Here is a 16,652-nt window from a genome sequence, read left to right on the forward strand (position 1 = left end):
GTGTTCAAGGTTCGGTTCGCCGGCGCAGACGGGCCACGCCGATCCAGACGCCCTGTGCGGCCGCGGCGAGACATGCGCCCAGCAACGCGCCAGCGGCCACGTCGGCCGGGAAATGCACGCCCACATAGACGCGCGCCCAGGCGGTTGCGACCGCGATCGCGAGCACGGCCCAGCCAACGGTCCGCAGACGGCGGTCGGTGATCAGCATGAAGGCCACCGTAAACATCACGGAGGCATGCGTGCTCGGCAGGCCGGCGCGTGCGCCATGTTCCACATATTCGGGGCTGAGCCCGAGCATGAACGGACGTGGCGCACCGATAGCCGCGGCCAGTTCGCGTGCCAAGGGCGAGGCGAGTGCCGCGACCACCAGGACGAACACCACGCGTGCACGCGTGGCGGGTCGCTTCCAGGCGGCAGCGGCGATCAGCGCGGCACACACCCAGGTCGAGCCTTCGGCCAAGGCCGAGGCGATCCACAGCAACACGGGGGTCGGCTGGTGTCCGGCGGCGATCAGGTCGAAAAGCGCGAGGTTCCAGGCGTTCATGAGGGTCGCGATTGTCGCAGCCCGGCATGGACGGCCGATGAACGGCCCGTGGCACCGCCGGCGGCTCGCGTCGCCCCGAGGATCGATTTAAAGTGCGTTCATGAACCCCCACGATTTCCAGATTCCAGCCGAGCGTCTGCCCGAACTGCTGTGTGCCATGCCCAAGGCCGAGCTGCACATGCACATCGAGGGATCGCTCGAACCCGAGCTGATCTTCGCCCTGGCACAGCGCAACGCAGTCACCTTGCCTTACGCCAGCGTCGAAGACCTGCGCCAGGCCTACGCGTTCACCAACCTGCAGACCTTTCTCGACATCTACTACGCCGGCGCCAGCGTGCTGCTCAAGGAGCAGGACTTCTACGACATGGCCTGGGCCTACCTCGAGCGCGCCGCCGCCGACAACGTGGTGCGCACCGAGATGTTCTTCGACCCGCAGACGCACACCGCGCGCGGGGTGGATGTGAAGGTGGTCATCGACGGCTTGCACCGCGCCTGCGTCGACGCCGAGGCGAAGCTGGGCGTGAGCGCCGCGCTCATCCTGTGCTTCCTTCGCCATCTCAGCGAGGAAGAAGCCTTCGAAACCCTCGAGCAGGCGCTGCCGTATCGCGACAAGTTCATCGGCGTCGGCCTCGATTCGAGCGAGGTCGGCCATCCGCCCGAGAAGTTCGCGAAGGTGTTCGCACGCTGCCGCGAACTCGGCCTGCATCTGGTGGCGCATGCCGGCGAAGAGGGCCCGCCCGCCTATGTGTGGAGCGCGCTCGACGTGCTGAAGGTGGAGCGCGTCGACCACGGCGTGCAGAGCGCGAAGGACCCGGCGCTGATGGCGCGCCTGGCCAAGGACCGCATCCCGCTGACCGTGTGCCCGCTGTCGAACCTCAAGCTCTGCGTGTTCCCCGACCTGAAGGAACACAACCTCCGGACCTTGCTCGACGCCGGGCTGGTCGCCACGGTCAATTCCGACGACCCGGCCTACTTCGGCGGCTACATGAACGAGAACTTCCTGCAGACCTTCGCAGCCACCGGCCTGACGGCGCGGCATGCGTGGCAGCTGGCGGCCAACAGCTTCGAAGGCAGCTTCATCGACGACGCGGCGAAGGCGCGCTACATCGATCGGCTCAACGAGACCTTCGCGCGCTTCGCGGCCTGATCGGGTTGGGTCTCATGGGCCGAGCGACGCCTCGTCGTCGGAAAACTCGTCCTGAATATCGCGCCCAGAGGGGTCGACCTTCTTCGACCTCTGTCAGCGCTGCCGCCAGAATCAGAGCCCTCGGTCCTTCTTCGAATCGCGCCCATGCAACCCCTGTTCGACGCCATCGCCTCAACGACCTTGTCGGTGGACGCGCAGCGCGTCTTTCACGGGCGGGGTGGACGGCATCCCGATTGCGAACACCTGTCGCTCGATTTCTTTCCACCGGTCTGGGTATTGACCAGCTTCCAGCCTGTGGCCGACGACCAGCTGGCTGCGATTGGCTCGGCGCTGGCGCGGCGCTGGGAGCAACTGGCGCCAGGCGAGACGCTGCATTGGGTGCTTCAATGCCGGCATGAAGGCCAGAGCAGTACCCAACTGATGGCGGGGTCCGTGCCCGACCCCCATTGGGTCACCGAGGATGGCGTCTGCTATCGCGTCAATGTGAGCCGGGGCCAGAACCATGGGCTTTTTTTGGACATGGCCGAAGGTCGGCGTTGGGTCCGTGCCTTCGTCGAGGCGCGCAAGGACCTCCGGCCACGGGTCAACGTGCTCAATCTGTTTGCGTACACCTGCTCGTTCTCGGTGGTCGCATTGCAGGCGGGGGCCCGGCATGTGACCAACCTGGACATGAGCAAAGGCGCGCTGGCCGTCGGGCAACAGAACCACCGCGCAAACGGCGTGCTGGATGGCGCCAGCTTCCTCCCCCACGACTTGTTCAGTTCATGGGGAAAAATCACGCGCGGGGGCCCCTACGGGCTGGTCATCGTTGACCCACCGAGCTACCAAAAAGGCAGCTTCGTCGCCACCAAAGATTACGGCCGGCTGATTCGACGCCTGCCCGACCTGCTGGAACCCGAAGGCCACGTCCTGTTGTGCCTCAATGCGCCGGAGCTGGGGCCGAAGTTTCTGCAGGAAAAGATGAGCGAACTGGCACCGGCGTTGGTCTTCATGGAGCGCCTTGCGAACCCGGGCAGTTTCTCAGACGTGTCCGACGAGCGTTCGTTGAAGGTCTTGGTCTACAAGGCCTTGCCTGTGCCGCACTGATGGCCTGACGCCTTCGATCCACACCGCCCGTCGACGGTGCGCGCGGCGCAAAAGTTTTGGCGTCCCGCACGCCGGTCACTCGACCTGCACCTTCGCCTTCTTCACCAGCTCGCCGTAGCGCGCCTGCTCGGACTTGAAGAACTTCAGCGCGACCTCGGGCGTGCTCGGGTTGATGGAGTTGTCTTGCTTGGCCATGGCCGCCTTGACCTCCGGATCGGCGAAGGCAACGACGATCGCATCGTGCAGCCGCTTGACCTGCGCGGCCGGCAGCTTGGCCGGGCCGACCAGCGCGAACCAGCCCTCGACATCGACCGTCGGGAAGCCCTGCTCGGCGATGGTCGGCAGGTCGGGCAGCGAGGCCACGCGCTGCTTGCCCATGACGCCGATGGCGCGCAGCGTGCCGGCCTTGAGGTGCCCCTGCACGGCGGGCACCGCGCCCACGCCCATCTCGACCTGGCCGCCGATGATGTCGGCCAGCATCGGGCCCATGCCCTTGTACGGGATGTGGCGCACATCGACGCCGGCCGCTTCCATATACATCTCGCCGGCCAGATGGATGATGGTGCCGTTGCCCGACGAACCGTAGTTGTAGCCGCCGGGCTTGGCCTTCAGGAAGGCCTGCAGCTCCTTGGCGTTCTTGGCGGGCACCTTCTCGGGATTGACCACCAGCACGAAGGGCGAGCCGCCGATCACGCTGATCGGCGTGAGGTCGGTGATGCCGTCGTAGGGCATCTTCTTGAAGACGCTGGGGTTCACCGCGTGGTTGTTCGATACCACGCCCACGGTGTTGCCGTCGGGGGCAGCTTTCACGACGGCTTGCGTGCCGTTGATGCCGCCTGCGCCCGGCAGGTTCTCGATCACCACCGGCTGGCCGCCCAGCGCCTTCGACAGCGCGACCTGCGCCGACCGCATGATGGTGTCGACGCCCGAGCCGGCGCCCACCGGAAGGATGACGCGCAGCGGCGTCGACGTGCTCTGTGCGTTGGCCAGGCCGGTGGCGCCGCAAAGGGTGGCCGCTGCCAGGGTCAGCAGGGTGCGTCGTGCAAGGGATGAGCTCATGTCTTTTGTCTCCGTCATTGTTGGGGGGTGAGGAAAAGGGTTGCTGTCAGCGCCCGGGCAGGCCGGCCAGCACTTCGTCGGTGTGCTCACCGATCTTCGCCAGCGCTTGCCGCACACCCGGCCGGCGGCCGCCCATCAGCAGGGGCAGCAGCACCACCTGCGTGTCGGTGCCGTCCTCGACCTGCATCGGTGCCAGGCCGCCGCTGGCCAGCAGGTGCGGGTCGTGGACCAGTTGATCGGGGCGCGTGATGGGCGCGTAGGGCAGGCCGGCCGCTTCGAGTTGGGCCGACAGCTCATCGATGCCGCGATGCGCCATCGTCTCGCCCAGGTGGCGCAGCAGTTCGGGCCGCACCGCCACGCGCTGCGCGTTGCTGGCCAGGGCGGGGTCGGTCGCGAGGTCGGGCCGGTCGATCACGCGGCACAGCGTCTGGAACTGCTTGTCGCTCACCGCGCCGATGAAGAGCTGTTCGCCCTCGGCCAGCGTGAACACGTCGTACACGCTCCAGGCCGACACGCGCGAGGGCATTGGCGGCGCGGGCTCGCCCGTCATGAGGAACTGCTGGACGTGCTGTGCCGAGAGGAAGACGCAGTTCTCGAACAGCGCGCTCTGGATCTCCTGGCCGCGGCCGGTGCGCTCGCGTTCGCGCAGCGCGGCCAGCACGCCGATGGCACCGAACATGCCGCCCATGATGTCGTTCACGCTGGTGCCCGCACGCAGCGGCCGGCCGGCCGGCCCGGTCATGTACGACAGGCCGCCCATCATCTGCACCACCTCGTCGAGCGCCGTGCGGTGCTCGTACGGGCCGGGCAGGAAGCCCTTGTGCGACACGTAGACGAGGCCGGGGTGCGTCTTCGACAGCGTCTCGTAGTCGAGCCCCAGTTGGGTCATCAGGCCGGGGCGGAAGTTCTCCAGCATCACGTCGCACTGGCCGATCAGCTCGACGGCCGTGGCGTGGCCGTCGGGGGTGTGGATGTCGAGCACCACGCTCTTCTTGTTGCGGTTGAAGCTGCGGAAGAAACCGATGCCCAGGCCGGGCAGGGTGCGTGTCTTGTCGCCGCCGGGCGGTTCGATCTTGATGACCTCGGCGCCGAGGTCGGCCAGGATCATCCCGCAGGTCGGGCCCATGACCATGTGGGTGAATTCGATGACGCGCACGCCTTCGAGCGGGAGGCCGGTGGCGGTCGGTGCGGTGTTCATGCGGAAAGAGGCTTTCGGTTCGGTGTCAGTGCGCGGCGACGCGCTGGAAGGTGCTGGGCAGGCCGGCGCGCCACAGGGCGCCGTTGGTTTGCTCGCCCGCGAGCCAGCCGGCGACCTTGGCGCGCAGCGCGAGCAGCGCGTCCATGTCGAGGCCGGTGTCGATGCCCATCGCGCCCAGCATGAAGCCCAGGTCTTCGGTCGATGCGTTGCCGCTCGCGCCGGGCGCGTGCGGGCAGCCGCCGATGCCGGCGAGCGAGGCGTCGAAGCGCGTCACGCCCAGTTGCGCGGCGGCCAGCACGTTGGCCAGCGCCAGGCCGCGGGTGTCGTGGAAATGGCCGCAGCAGAAGCGGTCGCCGGCGATCTTCAATGCCTGCTCGAACAGGCGGCTGACCGAGAGCGGGTCGGCGTAGCCCACGGTGTCGGCCAGGCTCACGCGGTCGGCCCCGGCGTCGAGCAGCGCCTGCATCAGCCGCAGCACCTCGGCGGGTTCGACGGCGCCCTGCAGCGTGCAGCCGAAGGCCGTGCCCACGCCGCCTTCGATCAGCGTCTTGCGGCCCGACGCATCGCGCGCCGCACGGATGCGGCCGAGTTCCGCCACGACTTCATCGGGTGTCTTGCGCAGGTTGGCCAGGCTGTGCGCATGGCTGGCCGACAGGGGCAGGATCATCAGGTCGGCGTCGCCTTCGAGCGCACGTTCGGCGCCCTGCAGATTGGGCACCAGCACCGAGGCGACGAGGCCGGGCAGCGTCTTGGCATAGGCCAGCACCTCGGCGGTGTCGGCCATCTGCGGCAGCAGGCGCGGCGGCACGAAGGAGCCGACCTCGATCTCGCGCTGGCCGGCCGCGACCGCGTCGCGCAGCCATTCGAGCTTGCGCGCGGTGGGCAGCACCGTGGCGATGCTTTGCAGGCCGTCGCGCAGGCCGACTTCGCGCACCGTGGCGCGGTTGGGCAATCCGTTCATCGTTTTGTCTCCTGATCTGCGATGAACTATAGGAATTCCCCATTGCAGAGGCCAGTGGTAAATCGGAACATGAAAAGTTCCAGATCGGAATCCCTGAATCGGACCCCATGTCATGCGCGACCTCGACCTGAAGACCCTGCGGCTGCTGGTGGCCGTGTGCGATCACGGCAACATCAAGCAGGCCGCGGCGCAGGAGCACATCGAGCCTTCGGCCATCAGCAAGCGCATCGCGCAGCTCGAGCACCAGCTGGGCGCGCCGCTGCTGGTGCGCGGGCGGCGTGGCGTGGTGCCCACCCCGGCCGGCGTCGCGCTGCTGGAGCACGCACGCACGCTGCTCTTCACCATGGCGCGCATCGAGTCCGACGTGGCCGCGTTCGCCGGCGGCATCCGCGGGCAGGTGCGGCTGGTGGCGAGCGCGTCGGCCATCGCCGAATCGCTGCTCGACGACGTGGCCGCCTTCATGCGCGACCCGGCGCACCGCGACATCAAGGTCGACATCGAAGAGCGCTTCTCGCGCGACCTGGTGCGCATGGTGCGCGAGGGCAGTGCCTCGCTCGGCGTGTGCTGGGACAGCATCGGCTTCGAGGGCATGCAGCACCGGCCCTACCGGCGCGACGAGCTGGCCGTGGCGGTGCACGCCGACCATCCGCTGGCGCGCAAGCGCACGCTGCGCTTCGAGCAGACGCTCGACTACGAGCACGTCGGCCTGCCGCCGGCCACGGCAGTGCACACGATGCTGCATCGCGCGGCCGCGCGGGCCGGCCGCACGCTGAGCTACCGCGTGGTGGTGTCCAACTTCGACGCGGCGCGGCGCGTGGTGTCGGCCAACCTCGGCATCAGCGTGATCCCGCGGCAGGTCAGCCTGGCCTATGTGGCGCCCGGCTCGGTCAAGGTGATTCCGCTCAACGAGACCTGGGCGCGGCGGCGCTTCGCCATCTGCTACCGCGAAGCCGACAACCTGCAGCCGGCGGCGGCCAAGATGGTGGAGTTCCTGGTGAAGAAGGGCGAGGCCGAGGGCTGAGGGCGGGCTGCGCGCTCAGTAGAAGTCGTAGGGGCCTTCGAAGTCGCCGATGTAGCTGGTGTGGCTCACCAGGCCGTCGGCCGGGTCCCAGCGGTGCAGCATGCAAGCTGGCGGGCCCATGAAGGACGCGGGCTTCGCATCGGGCGCGAGGCGCAGCGCGATCTCGGTTGTGGTGCTGGGGCAGGCGCAGACCACGGTGCCGGCCCAGCGTCGGAACATCGACCGGTGCACGTGGCCGCACAGCACGGCCTCGATGTTCCGGAAAGCACCGATGACCTCGGCCAACGACGCCGCGTCGCGCAAGCGGTACGCATCCATGTACGGAATGCCGGAGACGAAGGGCGGGTGGTGCAGCATGACGACGGTGGGCCTGGCCGTGTCCTGCGCCAGCGTGGTCCGCAGCCAGTCGAGCCCCGCCGCATCGAGGGCGATGAGTCTCACGGGATGCGTGTCGATGCAGTAGTGCAGCGGGCCGGTCGCGGGCAGGTAGGCGTGGTCGGCGAAGGCTGCACGCAGGTGGTCGCGATCGTCGTGGTTGCCGGGCATGACGAGGTACGGAATCGTCAAGTCGGCCAGCAGTGCGCGGGCATGGGCGTATTCGTCGGGGTGGCCGTGGTCGACGATGTCGCCGGTCAGCACCACCAGGTCGGGACGCACGTCTAGCGTATGGATGTGGCGGATGGCATCGCCCAGCATGCGATTCGAATCGGCCACGCCCTTGTAGCGCTGGCCCGCGGGGCGGATGTGCAGGTCGGAGAGTTGGCAGATGAGCAAGGCGGCTTCCCAAGGGCAATGTCCGCGAGCCTAGCAGCGCCTCGCGAATCTCAGGGCTTGCATCTCAAGGCTTGCAGTTGCCGCCGATGGGGGCGCCGCCGTCCTTGCATTCCGTGATCACGGCAGACCCGCGGGGCGGCGCGGGCGTCGATGCGTTGTCGGTGCCGGCCGAGCTCGGTCGTACGTAGACGATCTTGCGGGTGCCCAGCGCGCAGCTGCCGACCACCTGGCCGGTGGCGCTCGCATTGGCGTCGACCACCGAGACGCTGAAGCCGAGGACCCCTGAGGCGGCGATCTTCGATTCGATCTGCGCGCGGATGGCTTCGCAGTTGTTGCCTTCCTGTGCGCTGGCGCTGCCGACGAGGGCGCAGGCGGCGAGCAGCAGCCATCGTGCGTGGGTGCGTGCGGGTGCTAAGTGCATGAGTGATTTCCTTTCAGCTGCCACGGAGGTTGCCAGCTTCTCGCGTTGGGCCCGCAACTGAATGCTTCAGCGCGGTGTGCTGCTTGCAGCCACCTCGGCGTGCCAGCGCGGCAGCCATGTCGCCAGATGCTCGCCGAAGCCTTCTGCCGCCGGCGACAGGTGCCGCCCCTGCGCCTGGTACAGGCAGACGGAGCGGATCGCCTCGGGCTCGACCACGCGCCGCATCACCAGCCCGAAATGGCGCGCCAGCACTTGCACGTAGGCCGGTGCGAGCGTTGCGGCGAGCCCTTGCGCCGCGATGCCCATCGCGGTCGTGAGGTTGTCGACCACGTCGACCGGTCCGACGCGTGAGCCTTCGGGCACGGTGAGCCGCATCTGCGCGACGCTGCGTTCGTGGTCATGGCCGGCGGCCACGAGCGGCTGGTCGCGCAGGTCCTTCCAGCGCACGCGCTTGCGCTTGGCCAAGAGGTGGTCGGGCGGGCACCAGAGCACCCACGGGCTGTCGAAGAGCGGGCGGCTCTGCACGCCAGCGCCCACCGGTCGGTCGGGGCCGACCGCGAGGTCGACGTCACCGGCGGCCACGCTGTCGACCAGCTGGTCCACTGGCAGGTCGCGGATGCGGATCACCACCTTGGGCCGCTCGGCCGCGTAGTCGCGAATCGCGGCGGGCAGGGCGGTGCTCGCCAGCGCGAGCGGCGCGCCGATCCGCACCACCCCGGCCGCGCGGTGGCGCACGTCGTCGGCGGCGCGCTCGGCGGCGTCGAGGTGGCGCAGCACCGTCTCGGCCGAAGGCAGGAAGTCGCGGCCGGCCGCCGACAGCGCGACGCGCCGGGTGGTGCGGTCGAACACGCGAAATCCGAGGATGGACTCCAGCTCGGCCACCAGCTGGCTCACGGCCTGCGCCGTGAGGCCCAGACGCTCGGCCGCGGCGCTGAAGCTGTGCAACTCGGCCACGCGGGCGAAGGCTTCGAGCTGGCGCAGGCTGACGCGGGAGAGGGACATGGCGCGATTATCAAGCGCTGATTGGCAATCCTTCCAAAAGCATTGCTTGTTGCTGGCGTTGCCGCACTCGACACTGGCGCCCGGCCCGGTGAGCGGGCCCACAACAACAGGAGACACCCCATGCTCGACGCGTCGACCCACGCCGCGCTGGCGCGCGAACTGCACGAAGCGCAGCGCACCCGCGTGCCACTCGGCCACTTCTCGCTGCGCCATCCCGCGATGACCATCGAGGACAGCTACGCCATCCAGGCCGAATGGATGAAGCTCTGCCTTGCCGAAGGCCGCCGCGTCATCGGCCACAAGATCGGCCTGACCTCGCGCGCGATGCAGCTCGCGTCGCAGATCACCGAGCCCGACTACGGCACCCTGCTCGACGACATGCTGCTGCGCGACGGCGCCGAGGTGGAAGCGAGTCGATTCATCCTGCCCCGCTTCGAGACCGAGTTCGCCTTCATCCTCGCCAAGCCGCTGAAGGGCCCGAACGTGACGCTGTTCGACGTGCTCAACGCGACCGACTACGTGGTGCCCGCGCTGGAACTGATCGACGCGCGCATCGAGCAGTTCGACCGCGAGACCAAGGCGCCGCGCAAGGTGCTCGACACCATCGCCGACAACGCGGCCAACGCAGCCATCGTGATGGGCGGCCGGCCGATGAAGCCCGATGCGGTCGACTGGCGCTGGGCCGGCGCGCTGCTGTTCAAGAACGGCGTGATCGAGGAGTCGGGCCTGGGTGCCGCGGTGCTCAACCACCCGGGCAACGGCGTGGCCTGGCTGGCCAACAAGCTCGCGGCCTTCGACCAGGGGCTGGCTGCCGGCGAGATCGTGCTCGGTGGCTCGTTCACACGGCCCGTGCCATGCGCGGCGGGCGATGTCTTCCATGCGGACTACGGGCCGCTCGGTTCCATCTCCGTTCGCTTCGTCTGATCTCCTGGAAGGCCCAACCCATGACAACCCTCGACGTGGTCGGCATCGCCGTGTCCCCCGACCATTACATCGACGGCCGCCGCGTGCCGTCGGACCAGCATTTCGAGCTGCACAGCCCGATCGACCAGCGCGTGCTCGGCCGCATCGCCGAAGGCACGGCCGAGCATGTGGAAGCGGCCATCGTCGCCGCCCACAAGGCCTTCCCGGCCTGGAGCGCGATGACCGCGGCCGAGCGCCAACCGCTGCTCGACCGCTTCGCGCAAGAGATCGGCAAGCGCGCCGACGACTTCTGCGCGCTGGAGAGCAACGACGCCGGCGTGCTGCTCTCGCGCATGCGACATGGCGTGGTGCCGCGCGCGATGCTCAACATCGCGTGGTTCGCGCAGCACGCGCTGACGCTGCAAGACAGGCCCATCGACACCGAGCAGGCGCACCACATCGTGCGGCACGACCCGGCCGGCGTGGTGGTGATCATCACGCCGTGGAACGCGCCGCTGATGCTGTCGACCTGGAAGCTCGGTCCCGCGCTGGCGGCCGGCAACACCTGCATCCTGAAGCCACCGGAATGGGCGCCGCTGACCTGTTCGCTGCTGGCCGATGCGGCGCACGCGGCCGGCCTGCCGCCGGGCGTGTTCAACGTGGTGCAGGGCACGGGCGCGCGCACCGGTGCGGCGCTGGTGGCCGATGCACGCATCGCGCGCGTGTCCTTCACCGGCTCGGTGCCGACGGCCAAGGCCATCGCGCAGGCGGCGGGCGCGAACCTCGTGCCGTGCAGCCTGGAACTCGGCGGCAAGAGCCCGTTCATCGTGCTGGAAGACGCCGACCTCGACGCAGCCGCCGCGACGGGCGCGCTGATGTACCGCAACGCCGGCCAGGTGTGCCTGGCGGGCACGCGCTTCCTGGTGCATGCAAAGGTGGCCGATGCCTTCGTCGCCGCGATGCGCTCATACGTTGAGAAGCTGAACGTCGGCGACCCGCGCGACGCGGCGACCGAGGTCGGGCCGATCATCCATCCGCGCCAGGTCGAGCGCGTGGCCGGCTTTGTCGACCGCGCCGTGGCCGGTGGCGCGAAGCTGCTGTGGGGCGGCGCGAAGCATGCCTTCGGCGCGCAGTACTACCAGCCGACCATGCTCACCGGCCTGAAGCAGGGCGACGAGATCGTGCAGAACGAAGTCTTCGGCCCGGTGCTCACCCTGCAGACCTTCGCCAATGACAACGAGGCCATCGCCATGGCCAACGGCACCGACTACGGCCTGGGCGGCGTCTGCTACGGCGAGACGACGCACGCCACGGCGGTGGCGCAACGTGTGCGCACCGGCTTCATCTGGGTCAACAGCTTCGGCATTCGCGACCTGGCCGCGCCCTTCGGTGGCATCAAGCGCAGCGGCATCGGGCGCGAGGGCGGCGACTGGAGCTTCGAGTTCTTCTGCGACGTCAAGGACGTCGTGGTGCCGAAGAAGCCGTTCAAAGCCAGTTTCAGCCATCGCTGATCGCGCGAACACAAGGAGACAAAACATGGGACAGATCGTCGGCGCCGCGATGGTGTCGCACCACCCCGGGCTCATGCAGTGCGAGGAATTCCGCCGCCTGCAGGGCGCGGGCGAGGACTCGGACCTGATCGCCGGCTACAGCCGGCTGCGCGCGAAGATTGCGCAGGCGAAGCCCGATGTCGTCGTGCTCTTCGACACGCACTGGTTCACCACCGGCTATCACCTGGTCGATGCCGGCCGGCAGTACAGCGGCATGTACACCTCCGACGAGATGCCGTGGTACCTGCACGGCGTCCCCTACGACTACCGCGGCCATCCTCAACTGGCGCGATCCATCGAGGAGGTGTCGCGCGAACGCGGTGGCTACAACCGCGCCATCGCGCACCCTGACCTCGGGCGGCAGTACCCGACGATCAACCTCGTGAAGCACCTGCGCTTCGAGGAGCCGGCGATGCCGGTGGTCACGGTCAGCTCATGCCAGAACTGCGAGTGGCCGCACTTCCTGACCTCCGGCGAGGCGATCGGAGAGGCCATCGCGCGCAGCGACCTGCGAGTGCTGCTCATTGCGTCGGGCGCGCTGAGCCACAAGTTCAACGGCATCGACTGGAAGCCGAACCATCCGCGCATCTTTCACGAGAGCAACGTGTCGCGGCCCGAGAACATCGCGAGCGACAAGGGTGCGATCGAACTGCTGCGCCAGGGGCGGCACGACCAGATCCTCGAACGCTGGGACGCCGAATACCGCCGCCTGCCGTGGGAAGCCTTCGGCGCGCACTACCTGCAGATGCTCGGCGCGATGGGCGGCGCGCAGTGCCGCACCGAAGGCGAGACGCTGTCGGCCTACGAGAACGCCCGGGGCACCGGCAACATCCACATCTGGTTTCAGGGGACACCATGAACTTCGAATTTCCGTTCAAGGAACTGCCTGCCGTGATGCGTGGCCCGCGCGTCGAGCGCCGCCGCGTGCTGGTGGGCGGCAGCGCCTTCTGGGGCACGGTGGTGGAGGAGGGCGCCGATGCCGGCCAACTGCGGCTCGATGACGGTCGATTGCTCGACGCGGAAGGGCAGGTCTACCTGCCGCCGGTGTCGCCCAGCAAGATCATCGCGGTGCATATCTCGTACAGCTCGCGCAGCCACGAGACGCGCAACAAGCCCAAGCCGAGCGAGACGCCGACCTACTTCACCAAGCCGCCGACGGCGCTCAACGGCCATGGGGGGCAGATCCTGAAGCCGGCCGACGTGAAGTACCTCAACTACGAGGGCGAGTACGCGGTGGTCATCGGCAAGACCTGCCGCAACGTGACGCCCGACGAGGCCTGGGACTTCATCGAAGGCTTCTGCCCCGCGCTCGACATGGGCCTGCAGGACTTCCGCGACACCGATCAGGGCTCGATGTTGCGCGTGAAGGGCGCGGACACGCTGTTGCCCATCGGCCCCGGCATCGTGCGCGGCGTCGACCTGTTCGCGCAGACCTTGCGCACCACGGTCAACGGGCTCGTGGTGCAGGAGGCGAACATCGGCGACGAGACGATCTGGGGGCCGCACTACGTGATCGCCGACATCGCGCGGCATATCACGCTGACGTCCGGCGACGTGATCCTGATGGGCACGCCCTGCCACTCGCGCTCGGTCGACGCGGGCGACGTGGTGGCGTGCGAGATCACGGGCATCGGCCGGGTCGAGGGTACGGTGGTGGCGGTCGAGGCGCCGCGCGCCAGCGCGCTCGGCGTGGGCCATGCGCCGACCGACACGCCCGAGGTGCGCCGCGTGGCGTTGGGCTTCGACGAGCGCGTGCCGGAGCGGTTCAAGGAGAACCTGCGTCGAGCCAAGGGCGAGCGGGCCAGAGAAGGCGAGGGCGGCGCGAGCCCTTAAAATGCGCCCCGCGTTGCAGGCGTCCCGGCTGCAGCGCGTTTTTGTTTCACCGGGGCCATGTCGAGGAACACCATGTACAAAAACCTCGTGGCCGCGCTCGCGGCTGCCTGTTGCTTTTCGTCTCCCGCCTTTTCACAAACCGCGCCGGCTGCACCGCCTCTGAAGATCGGCTTCGTCTACGTCGCGCCGCTGGCCGATGCGGGCTGGGTGCACCAGCACGACGAGGGCCGAAAGGCCGTCGAGGCAGCGCTGGGCGCCAAGGTGAAGACCACCTTCGTCGAGAACGTGCCCGAGGGCGCCGATGCCGAGCGCGTGATCCGCGACCTGGCTCAGCAGGGCAACCAGCTCATTTTCACGCCCAGCTTCGGCTACATGGAACCGACGCTGAAGGTCGCGAAGGACTTCCCCGGTGTGAAGTTCGAATCGGTCACCGGCTACAAGACCGCGCCCAACGTGGCCACCGCGAATGCGCGCTACTACGAAGGCCGTTACCTCGCCGGCGTGGCCGCGGGCCGCATGACGAAGACGCACGTGGCCGGCTATGTCGCGGGCTTCCCGATCCCCGAGGTGCTGCAAGGCATCAACGCTTTCACACTGGGCATGCGCTCGGTCGACCCGAAGGCGCAAGTCAAGGTGGTGTGGCTCGACGCCTGGTTCGACCCGCCGAAGGAGCGCGACGCGGCCATGACGCTGTTCAATCAGGACGCGGACGTGATCGCCTTCCACACCGGCTCGACCGCCGTCATGGGCGCCGCGCAGGAGCGCGGCAAGATGGCGGTGGCCTACCACTCGGACATGCGCAAGGTCGCGCCCGATGCGCAGATCGTCGCGGTCACGCACCAGTGGGGCGGCTACTACACGCAGCGCGCCCGCGCCGTGCTCGACGGCAGCTGGAAACCCGGCAACGTCTGGGGCGGCGTGAAGGAAGGAATGATCCGCGTCGGCGACTTCGGCCCGAAGGTGCCCAAGGCGGTGCAGGACGAGGTGCTGGCGCGCCAGCAGGACATCGCGGCTGGCAAGCTGCGGCCCTTCGCCGCCGTGGCGGCCGACGTGCGCGACAACGAAGGCCGTGTCGTGATCGCCAAGGGCTCGGCGCTCGGCGACGAGCAGATCCTGAAGATGAACTGGCTGGCCGAGGGCGTGCAGGGGCGCGTCGCACGATAGCCGCTATACGGCGGCGCCGATTCGCGCTGGCACGGCTTGCGCTAGGCTCCGGGCACGATGAAAAGAGCCTACCGCGCCTCCCTCCTGCGCTTCGACGACGCGGGTCGTCCCCTGTTCGACGAAGACGGCCTGCTGGTCGTCGCGCCCGATGCCACCGGCCGCCAGCGCGTGGTCGATGCAGGCCCGCACGCCGCCGTGGCGCCGAAGCATCCCGATGCGTCCGTCACGCACTGGCCGGGCCGCATCCTGGCGCCGGGCTTCGTCGACATGCACATCCACTTCCCGCAGACCGACATCATTGGCGCGCCCGCCGACGGCCTGCTGCCCTGGCTGGAAAACTACACCTTCCCAGCCGAAAGTCGCTTCGCCGAGGCCGCGCATTCCGAAGCGGTGGCCGAGGTCTTCTTCGACGAGCTGCTGCGCAACGGCGTGACCACGTCGCTGACCTTCGCGACCTCGCACGTCGCATCGGTGCAGGCCTTCTTCGCCTCCGCGCAACGCCGCGGCCTGCGCATGATCACCGGCAAGGTGCTGCAGGACCGCCATTCGCCCGACGGCGTGCGCGACGAGACGGCGCAGAGCCTGGCCGATACCGAGTCGTTGATCCAGCAATGGCACGGCGTCGACCGTCTGGGCTACGCCATCACGCCGCGCTTCGCGCCGACCAGCACCGACGCCCAACTGCGCGGTGCCGGGGAGCTGGCGGCGAAGTACCCGGACACCTGGATCCACTCGCATGTCGCCGAGAACAAGGACGAGGTGAAATGGGCGCGCGAGCTGTTCCCGCATGCGCGTTCGTACCTGGAGGTCTACAACGGCTTCGGCCTGATGCGCGAGCGTGCCGTGTATGCGCACTGCATTCACTTCGACGACGAGGACCGCCGCCTGATGCGTGCGACGAAGACGGCCACGGCCGTCAGCCCGACCAGCAACCTGTTCCTGGGCAGCGGCTTCTTCGACTTCGAGGGCGCCGACCGCATCGGCTACCGCTACGGCCTGGCCAGCGACGTGGGCGGCGGCACCAGCTTCAGCCCCTTCGCGACCATGATGGCCGCCTACTACGTCGGCCGCGAAGGGCAGACCAAGCCGGGCATCAGCATCGCGCCGTCGGAACTGTGGTGGCGCCACACCGGCGGGGCGGCCGAGGCGCTGGGACTGGCGGGCGTGATCGGCAACCTGCAGCCGGGCTGCGAAGCCGACTTCATCGTGATCGACCCCAAGGCCACACCGATGCTGGCGCGCAAGACCGGGCTGGCGGCCAACCTGGAAGAACTGCTGTTCGCGATGATCGTGCTGGGCGACGACCGGCTGATCGAGCGGACGGTGGTCTCGCAGGCGCTCCTGGGCTGATTCGCCTGGCCGCTGGGCCTGCCTAGAATGGCGGCCCCGAGGAAGGACCCTGACATGACCATCAAGAGCGACAAGTGGATCCGGCGCATGGCCGAGCAGACCGGCATGATCGAGCCCTTCGAGCCCGGCCAGATCCGCGAGCGCGAGGGCCACAAGATCATCAGCTACGGCACCTCGAGCTACGGCTACGACATCCGCTGCGCGCCCGAATTCAAGGTCTTCACGAATATCCACAGCACCGTGGTCGACCCGAAGAACTTCGACGAAAAGAGTTTTGTCGACATGCAGGGCGACTACTGCATCATCCCGCCCAACAGCTTCGCGCTGGCGCGCACGGTCGAGTACTTCCGCATCCCGCGCAACGTGCTGACCATCTGCCTGGGCAAGAGCACGTACGCCCGCTGCGGCATCATCGTCAACGTCACGCCCTTCGAGCCCGAATGGGAAGGCTATGTGACGCTGGAATTCAGCAACACGACGCCGCTGCCGGCCAAGATCTACGCGGGGGAGGGCTGTGCGCAGGTGCTGTTCTTCGAGAGCGACGAGGTCTGCGAGGTCAGCTACAAGGACCGCGGCGGCAAGTACCAGGGCCAGAGCGGCGTGACGCTGCCGAAGGCCTGATCCAACGGCCCCCGGATG

At 68.4% G+C, this 16,652-nt stretch carries 17 protein-coding genes; 10 read left to right on the forward strand and 7 right to left on the reverse strand.

What is annotated here, in order from left to right:
• Nucleotides 1–4: 4 nt before the first annotated feature.
• Nucleotides 5–544, reverse strand: a complete 540-nt coding sequence (locus ACSFA0_RS16840) for a phosphatase PAP2 family protein (protein ID WP_435451417.1) — start codon at nucleotides 542–544, stop codon at nucleotides 5–7.
• Between the two features lie 100 nt (nucleotides 545–644).
• Here ACSFA0_RS16840 and ACSFA0_RS16845 point away from each other — a divergent pair, with 100 nt between their 5' ends.
• Nucleotides 645–1,691, forward strand: coding sequence for an adenosine deaminase (locus ACSFA0_RS16845; protein ID WP_435451418.1), 1,047 nt, complete (start codon nucleotides 645–647; stop codon nucleotides 1,689–1,691).
• 144 nt (nucleotides 1,692–1,835) lie between these two features.
• Nucleotides 1,836–2,777 carry a class I SAM-dependent methyltransferase gene (locus ACSFA0_RS16850; protein WP_435451419.1) on the forward strand — a complete coding sequence of 314 codons (942 nt, stop codon included), beginning with the start codon at nucleotides 1,836–1,838 and terminating at the stop codon, nucleotides 2,775–2,777.
• Between the two features lie 75 nt (nucleotides 2,778–2,852).
• Here the strand turns inward: ACSFA0_RS16850 and ACSFA0_RS16855 are convergent, their stop codons facing one another.
• From ACSFA0_RS16855 to ACSFA0_RS16865, 3 genes are read right to left on the reverse strand one after another with little or no spacing between them, the layout of a single operon-like run.
• Nucleotides 2,853–3,836 (reverse strand): tripartite tricarboxylate transporter substrate binding protein, encoded by a 984-nt coding sequence (locus ACSFA0_RS16855; protein WP_435451420.1) that lies wholly within the window; start codon nucleotides 3,834–3,836, stop codon nucleotides 2,853–2,855.
• A gap of 46 nt (nucleotides 3,837–3,882) precedes the next feature.
• On the reverse strand, nucleotides 3,883–5,034 hold the full coding sequence (locus ACSFA0_RS16860) for a CaiB/BaiF CoA transferase family protein (RefSeq protein WP_435451421.1): 1,152 nt from the start codon (nucleotides 5,032–5,034) through the stop codon (nucleotides 3,883–3,885).
• Nucleotides 5,035–5,059: 25 nt separating this feature from the next.
• On the reverse strand, nucleotides 5,060–5,995 hold the full coding sequence (locus ACSFA0_RS16865; RefSeq protein WP_435451422.1) for a hydroxymethylglutaryl-CoA lyase: 936 nt from the start codon (nucleotides 5,993–5,995) through the stop codon (nucleotides 5,060–5,062).
• 112 nt (nucleotides 5,996–6,107) lie between these two features.
• Here ACSFA0_RS16865 and ACSFA0_RS16870 point away from each other — a divergent pair, with 112 nt between their 5' ends.
• Nucleotides 6,108–7,016, forward strand: a complete 909-nt coding sequence (locus tag ACSFA0_RS16870) for a LysR family transcriptional regulator (protein WP_435451423.1) — start codon at nucleotides 6,108–6,110, stop codon at nucleotides 7,014–7,016.
• Nucleotides 7,017–7,031: 15 nt separating this feature from the next.
• On the opposite strand, the gene ACSFA0_RS16875 is transcribed toward ACSFA0_RS16870, so the two are convergent.
• From ACSFA0_RS16875 to ACSFA0_RS16885, 3 genes are all read right to left on the reverse strand, one after another.
• Nucleotides 7,032–7,790 (reverse strand): phosphodiesterase, encoded by a 759-nt coding sequence (locus ACSFA0_RS16875; RefSeq protein ID WP_435451424.1) that lies wholly within the window; start codon nucleotides 7,788–7,790, stop codon nucleotides 7,032–7,034.
• 64 nt (nucleotides 7,791–7,854) lie between these two features.
• Entirely contained in the window at nucleotides 7,855–8,211 is a 357-nt protein-coding gene (locus ACSFA0_RS16880) for a DUF1161 domain-containing protein (protein WP_435451425.1), read from the reverse strand.
• Between the two features lie 66 nt (nucleotides 8,212–8,277).
• The gene (locus tag ACSFA0_RS16885) at nucleotides 8,278–9,213 is read right to left on the reverse strand and encodes a LysR family transcriptional regulator (RefSeq protein WP_435451426.1); all 936 of its coding nucleotides are present in this window, start codon (nucleotides 9,211–9,213) and stop codon (nucleotides 8,278–8,280) included.
• Nucleotides 9,214–9,333: 120 nt separating this feature from the next.
• Between ACSFA0_RS16885 and hpaH the strand changes: the two genes are divergently transcribed.
• From hpaH to dcd, 7 genes are all read left to right on the forward strand, one after another.
• The gene (gene hpaH, locus ACSFA0_RS16890) at nucleotides 9,334–10,137 is read left to right on the forward strand and encodes a 2-oxo-hept-4-ene-1,7-dioate hydratase (RefSeq protein ID WP_435451427.1); all 804 of its coding nucleotides are present in this window, start codon (nucleotides 9,334–9,336) and stop codon (nucleotides 10,135–10,137) included.
• Nucleotides 10,138–10,157: 20 nt separating this feature from the next.
• Nucleotides 10,158–11,627: an aldehyde dehydrogenase family protein gene (locus tag ACSFA0_RS16895; RefSeq protein ID WP_435451428.1), complete on the forward strand. Its 1,470-nt coding sequence runs from the start codon at nucleotides 10,158–10,160 to the stop codon at nucleotides 11,625–11,627.
• Nucleotides 11,628–11,652: 25 nt separating this feature from the next.
• A complete protein-coding gene (locus tag ACSFA0_RS16900; RefSeq protein ID WP_435451429.1) occupies nucleotides 11,653–12,525 on the forward strand; it encodes a DODA-type extradiol aromatic ring-opening family dioxygenase in 873 nt (290 codons plus the stop codon).
• Nucleotides 12,522–13,499 carry a fumarylacetoacetate hydrolase family protein gene (locus ACSFA0_RS16905; protein WP_435451430.1) on the forward strand — a complete coding sequence of 326 codons (978 nt, stop codon included), beginning with the start codon at nucleotides 12,522–12,524 and terminating at the stop codon, nucleotides 13,497–13,499. Before ACSFA0_RS16900 ends, ACSFA0_RS16905 begins: the two co-directional genes overlap by 4 nt.
• Before the next feature lie 72 nt (nucleotides 13,500–13,571).
• Nucleotides 13,572–14,663, forward strand: a complete 1,092-nt coding sequence (locus ACSFA0_RS16910) for a BMP family ABC transporter substrate-binding protein (protein ID WP_435451431.1) — start codon at nucleotides 13,572–13,574, stop codon at nucleotides 14,661–14,663.
• A 57-nt stretch (nucleotides 14,664–14,720) separates the two neighbouring features.
• Complete coding sequence (gene guaD / locus ACSFA0_RS16915; protein WP_435451432.1) at nucleotides 14,721–16,013, forward strand: guanine deaminase; 1,293 nt, start codon at nucleotides 14,721–14,723, stop codon at nucleotides 16,011–16,013.
• 54 nt (nucleotides 16,014–16,067) lie between these two features.
• Nucleotides 16,068–16,634, forward strand: coding sequence for a dCTP deaminase (gene dcd / locus ACSFA0_RS16920; RefSeq protein WP_435451433.1), 567 nt, complete (start codon nucleotides 16,068–16,070; stop codon nucleotides 16,632–16,634).
• The last annotated feature ends 18 nt before the right edge of the window (nucleotides 16,635–16,652 follow it).

The organism is Variovorax restrictus (assembly GCF_051216715.1).
Taxonomy (GTDB): domain Bacteria; phylum Pseudomonadota; class Gammaproteobacteria; order Burkholderiales; family Burkholderiaceae_C; genus Variovorax.

Coding starts and splice junctions, on each gene's coding strand:
- ACSFA0_RS16840 (WP_435451417.1), bottom strand. CDS start 544: ATGAACGCCTGGAACCTCGCGCTTTTCGACCTGATCGCCGCCGGACAC.
- ACSFA0_RS16845 (WP_435451418.1), top strand. CDS start 645: ATGAACCCCCACGATTTCCAGATTCCAGCCGAGCGTCTGCCCGAACTG.
- ACSFA0_RS16850 (WP_435451419.1), top strand. CDS start 1,836: ATGCAACCCCTGTTCGACGCCATCGCCTCAACGACCTTGTCGGTGGAC.
- ACSFA0_RS16855 (WP_435451420.1), bottom strand. CDS start 3,836: ATGAGCTCATCCCTTGCACGACGCACCCTGCTGACCCTGGCAGCGGCC.
- ACSFA0_RS16860 (WP_435451421.1), bottom strand. CDS start 5,034: ATGAACACCGCACCGACCGCCACCGGCCTCCCGCTCGAAGGCGTGCGC.
- ACSFA0_RS16865 (WP_435451422.1), bottom strand. CDS start 5,995: ATGAACGGATTGCCCAACCGCGCCACGGTGCGCGAAGTCGGCCTGCGC.
- ACSFA0_RS16870 (WP_435451423.1), top strand. CDS start 6,108: ATGCGCGACCTCGACCTGAAGACCCTGCGGCTGCTGGTGGCCGTGTGC.
- ACSFA0_RS16880 (WP_435451425.1), bottom strand. CDS start 8,211: ATGCACTTAGCACCCGCACGCACCCACGCACGATGGCTGCTGCTCGCC.
- ACSFA0_RS16885 (WP_435451426.1), bottom strand. CDS start 9,213: ATGTCCCTCTCCCGCGTCAGCCTGCGCCAGCTCGAAGCCTTCGCCCGC.
- hpaH (WP_435451427.1), top strand. CDS start 9,334: ATGCTCGACGCGTCGACCCACGCCGCGCTGGCGCGCGAACTGCACGAA.
- ACSFA0_RS16895 (WP_435451428.1), top strand. CDS start 10,158: ATGACAACCCTCGACGTGGTCGGCATCGCCGTGTCCCCCGACCATTAC.
- ACSFA0_RS16900 (WP_435451429.1), top strand. CDS start 11,653: ATGGGACAGATCGTCGGCGCCGCGATGGTGTCGCACCACCCCGGGCTC.
- ACSFA0_RS16905 (WP_435451430.1), top strand. CDS start 12,522: ATGAACTTCGAATTTCCGTTCAAGGAACTGCCTGCCGTGATGCGTGGC.
- ACSFA0_RS16910 (WP_435451431.1), top strand. CDS start 13,572: ATGTACAAAAACCTCGTGGCCGCGCTCGCGGCTGCCTGTTGCTTTTCG.
- guaD (WP_435451432.1), top strand. CDS start 14,721: ATGAAAAGAGCCTACCGCGCCTCCCTCCTGCGCTTCGACGACGCGGGT.
- dcd (WP_435451433.1), top strand. CDS start 16,068: ATGACCATCAAGAGCGACAAGTGGATCCGGCGCATGGCCGAGCAGACC.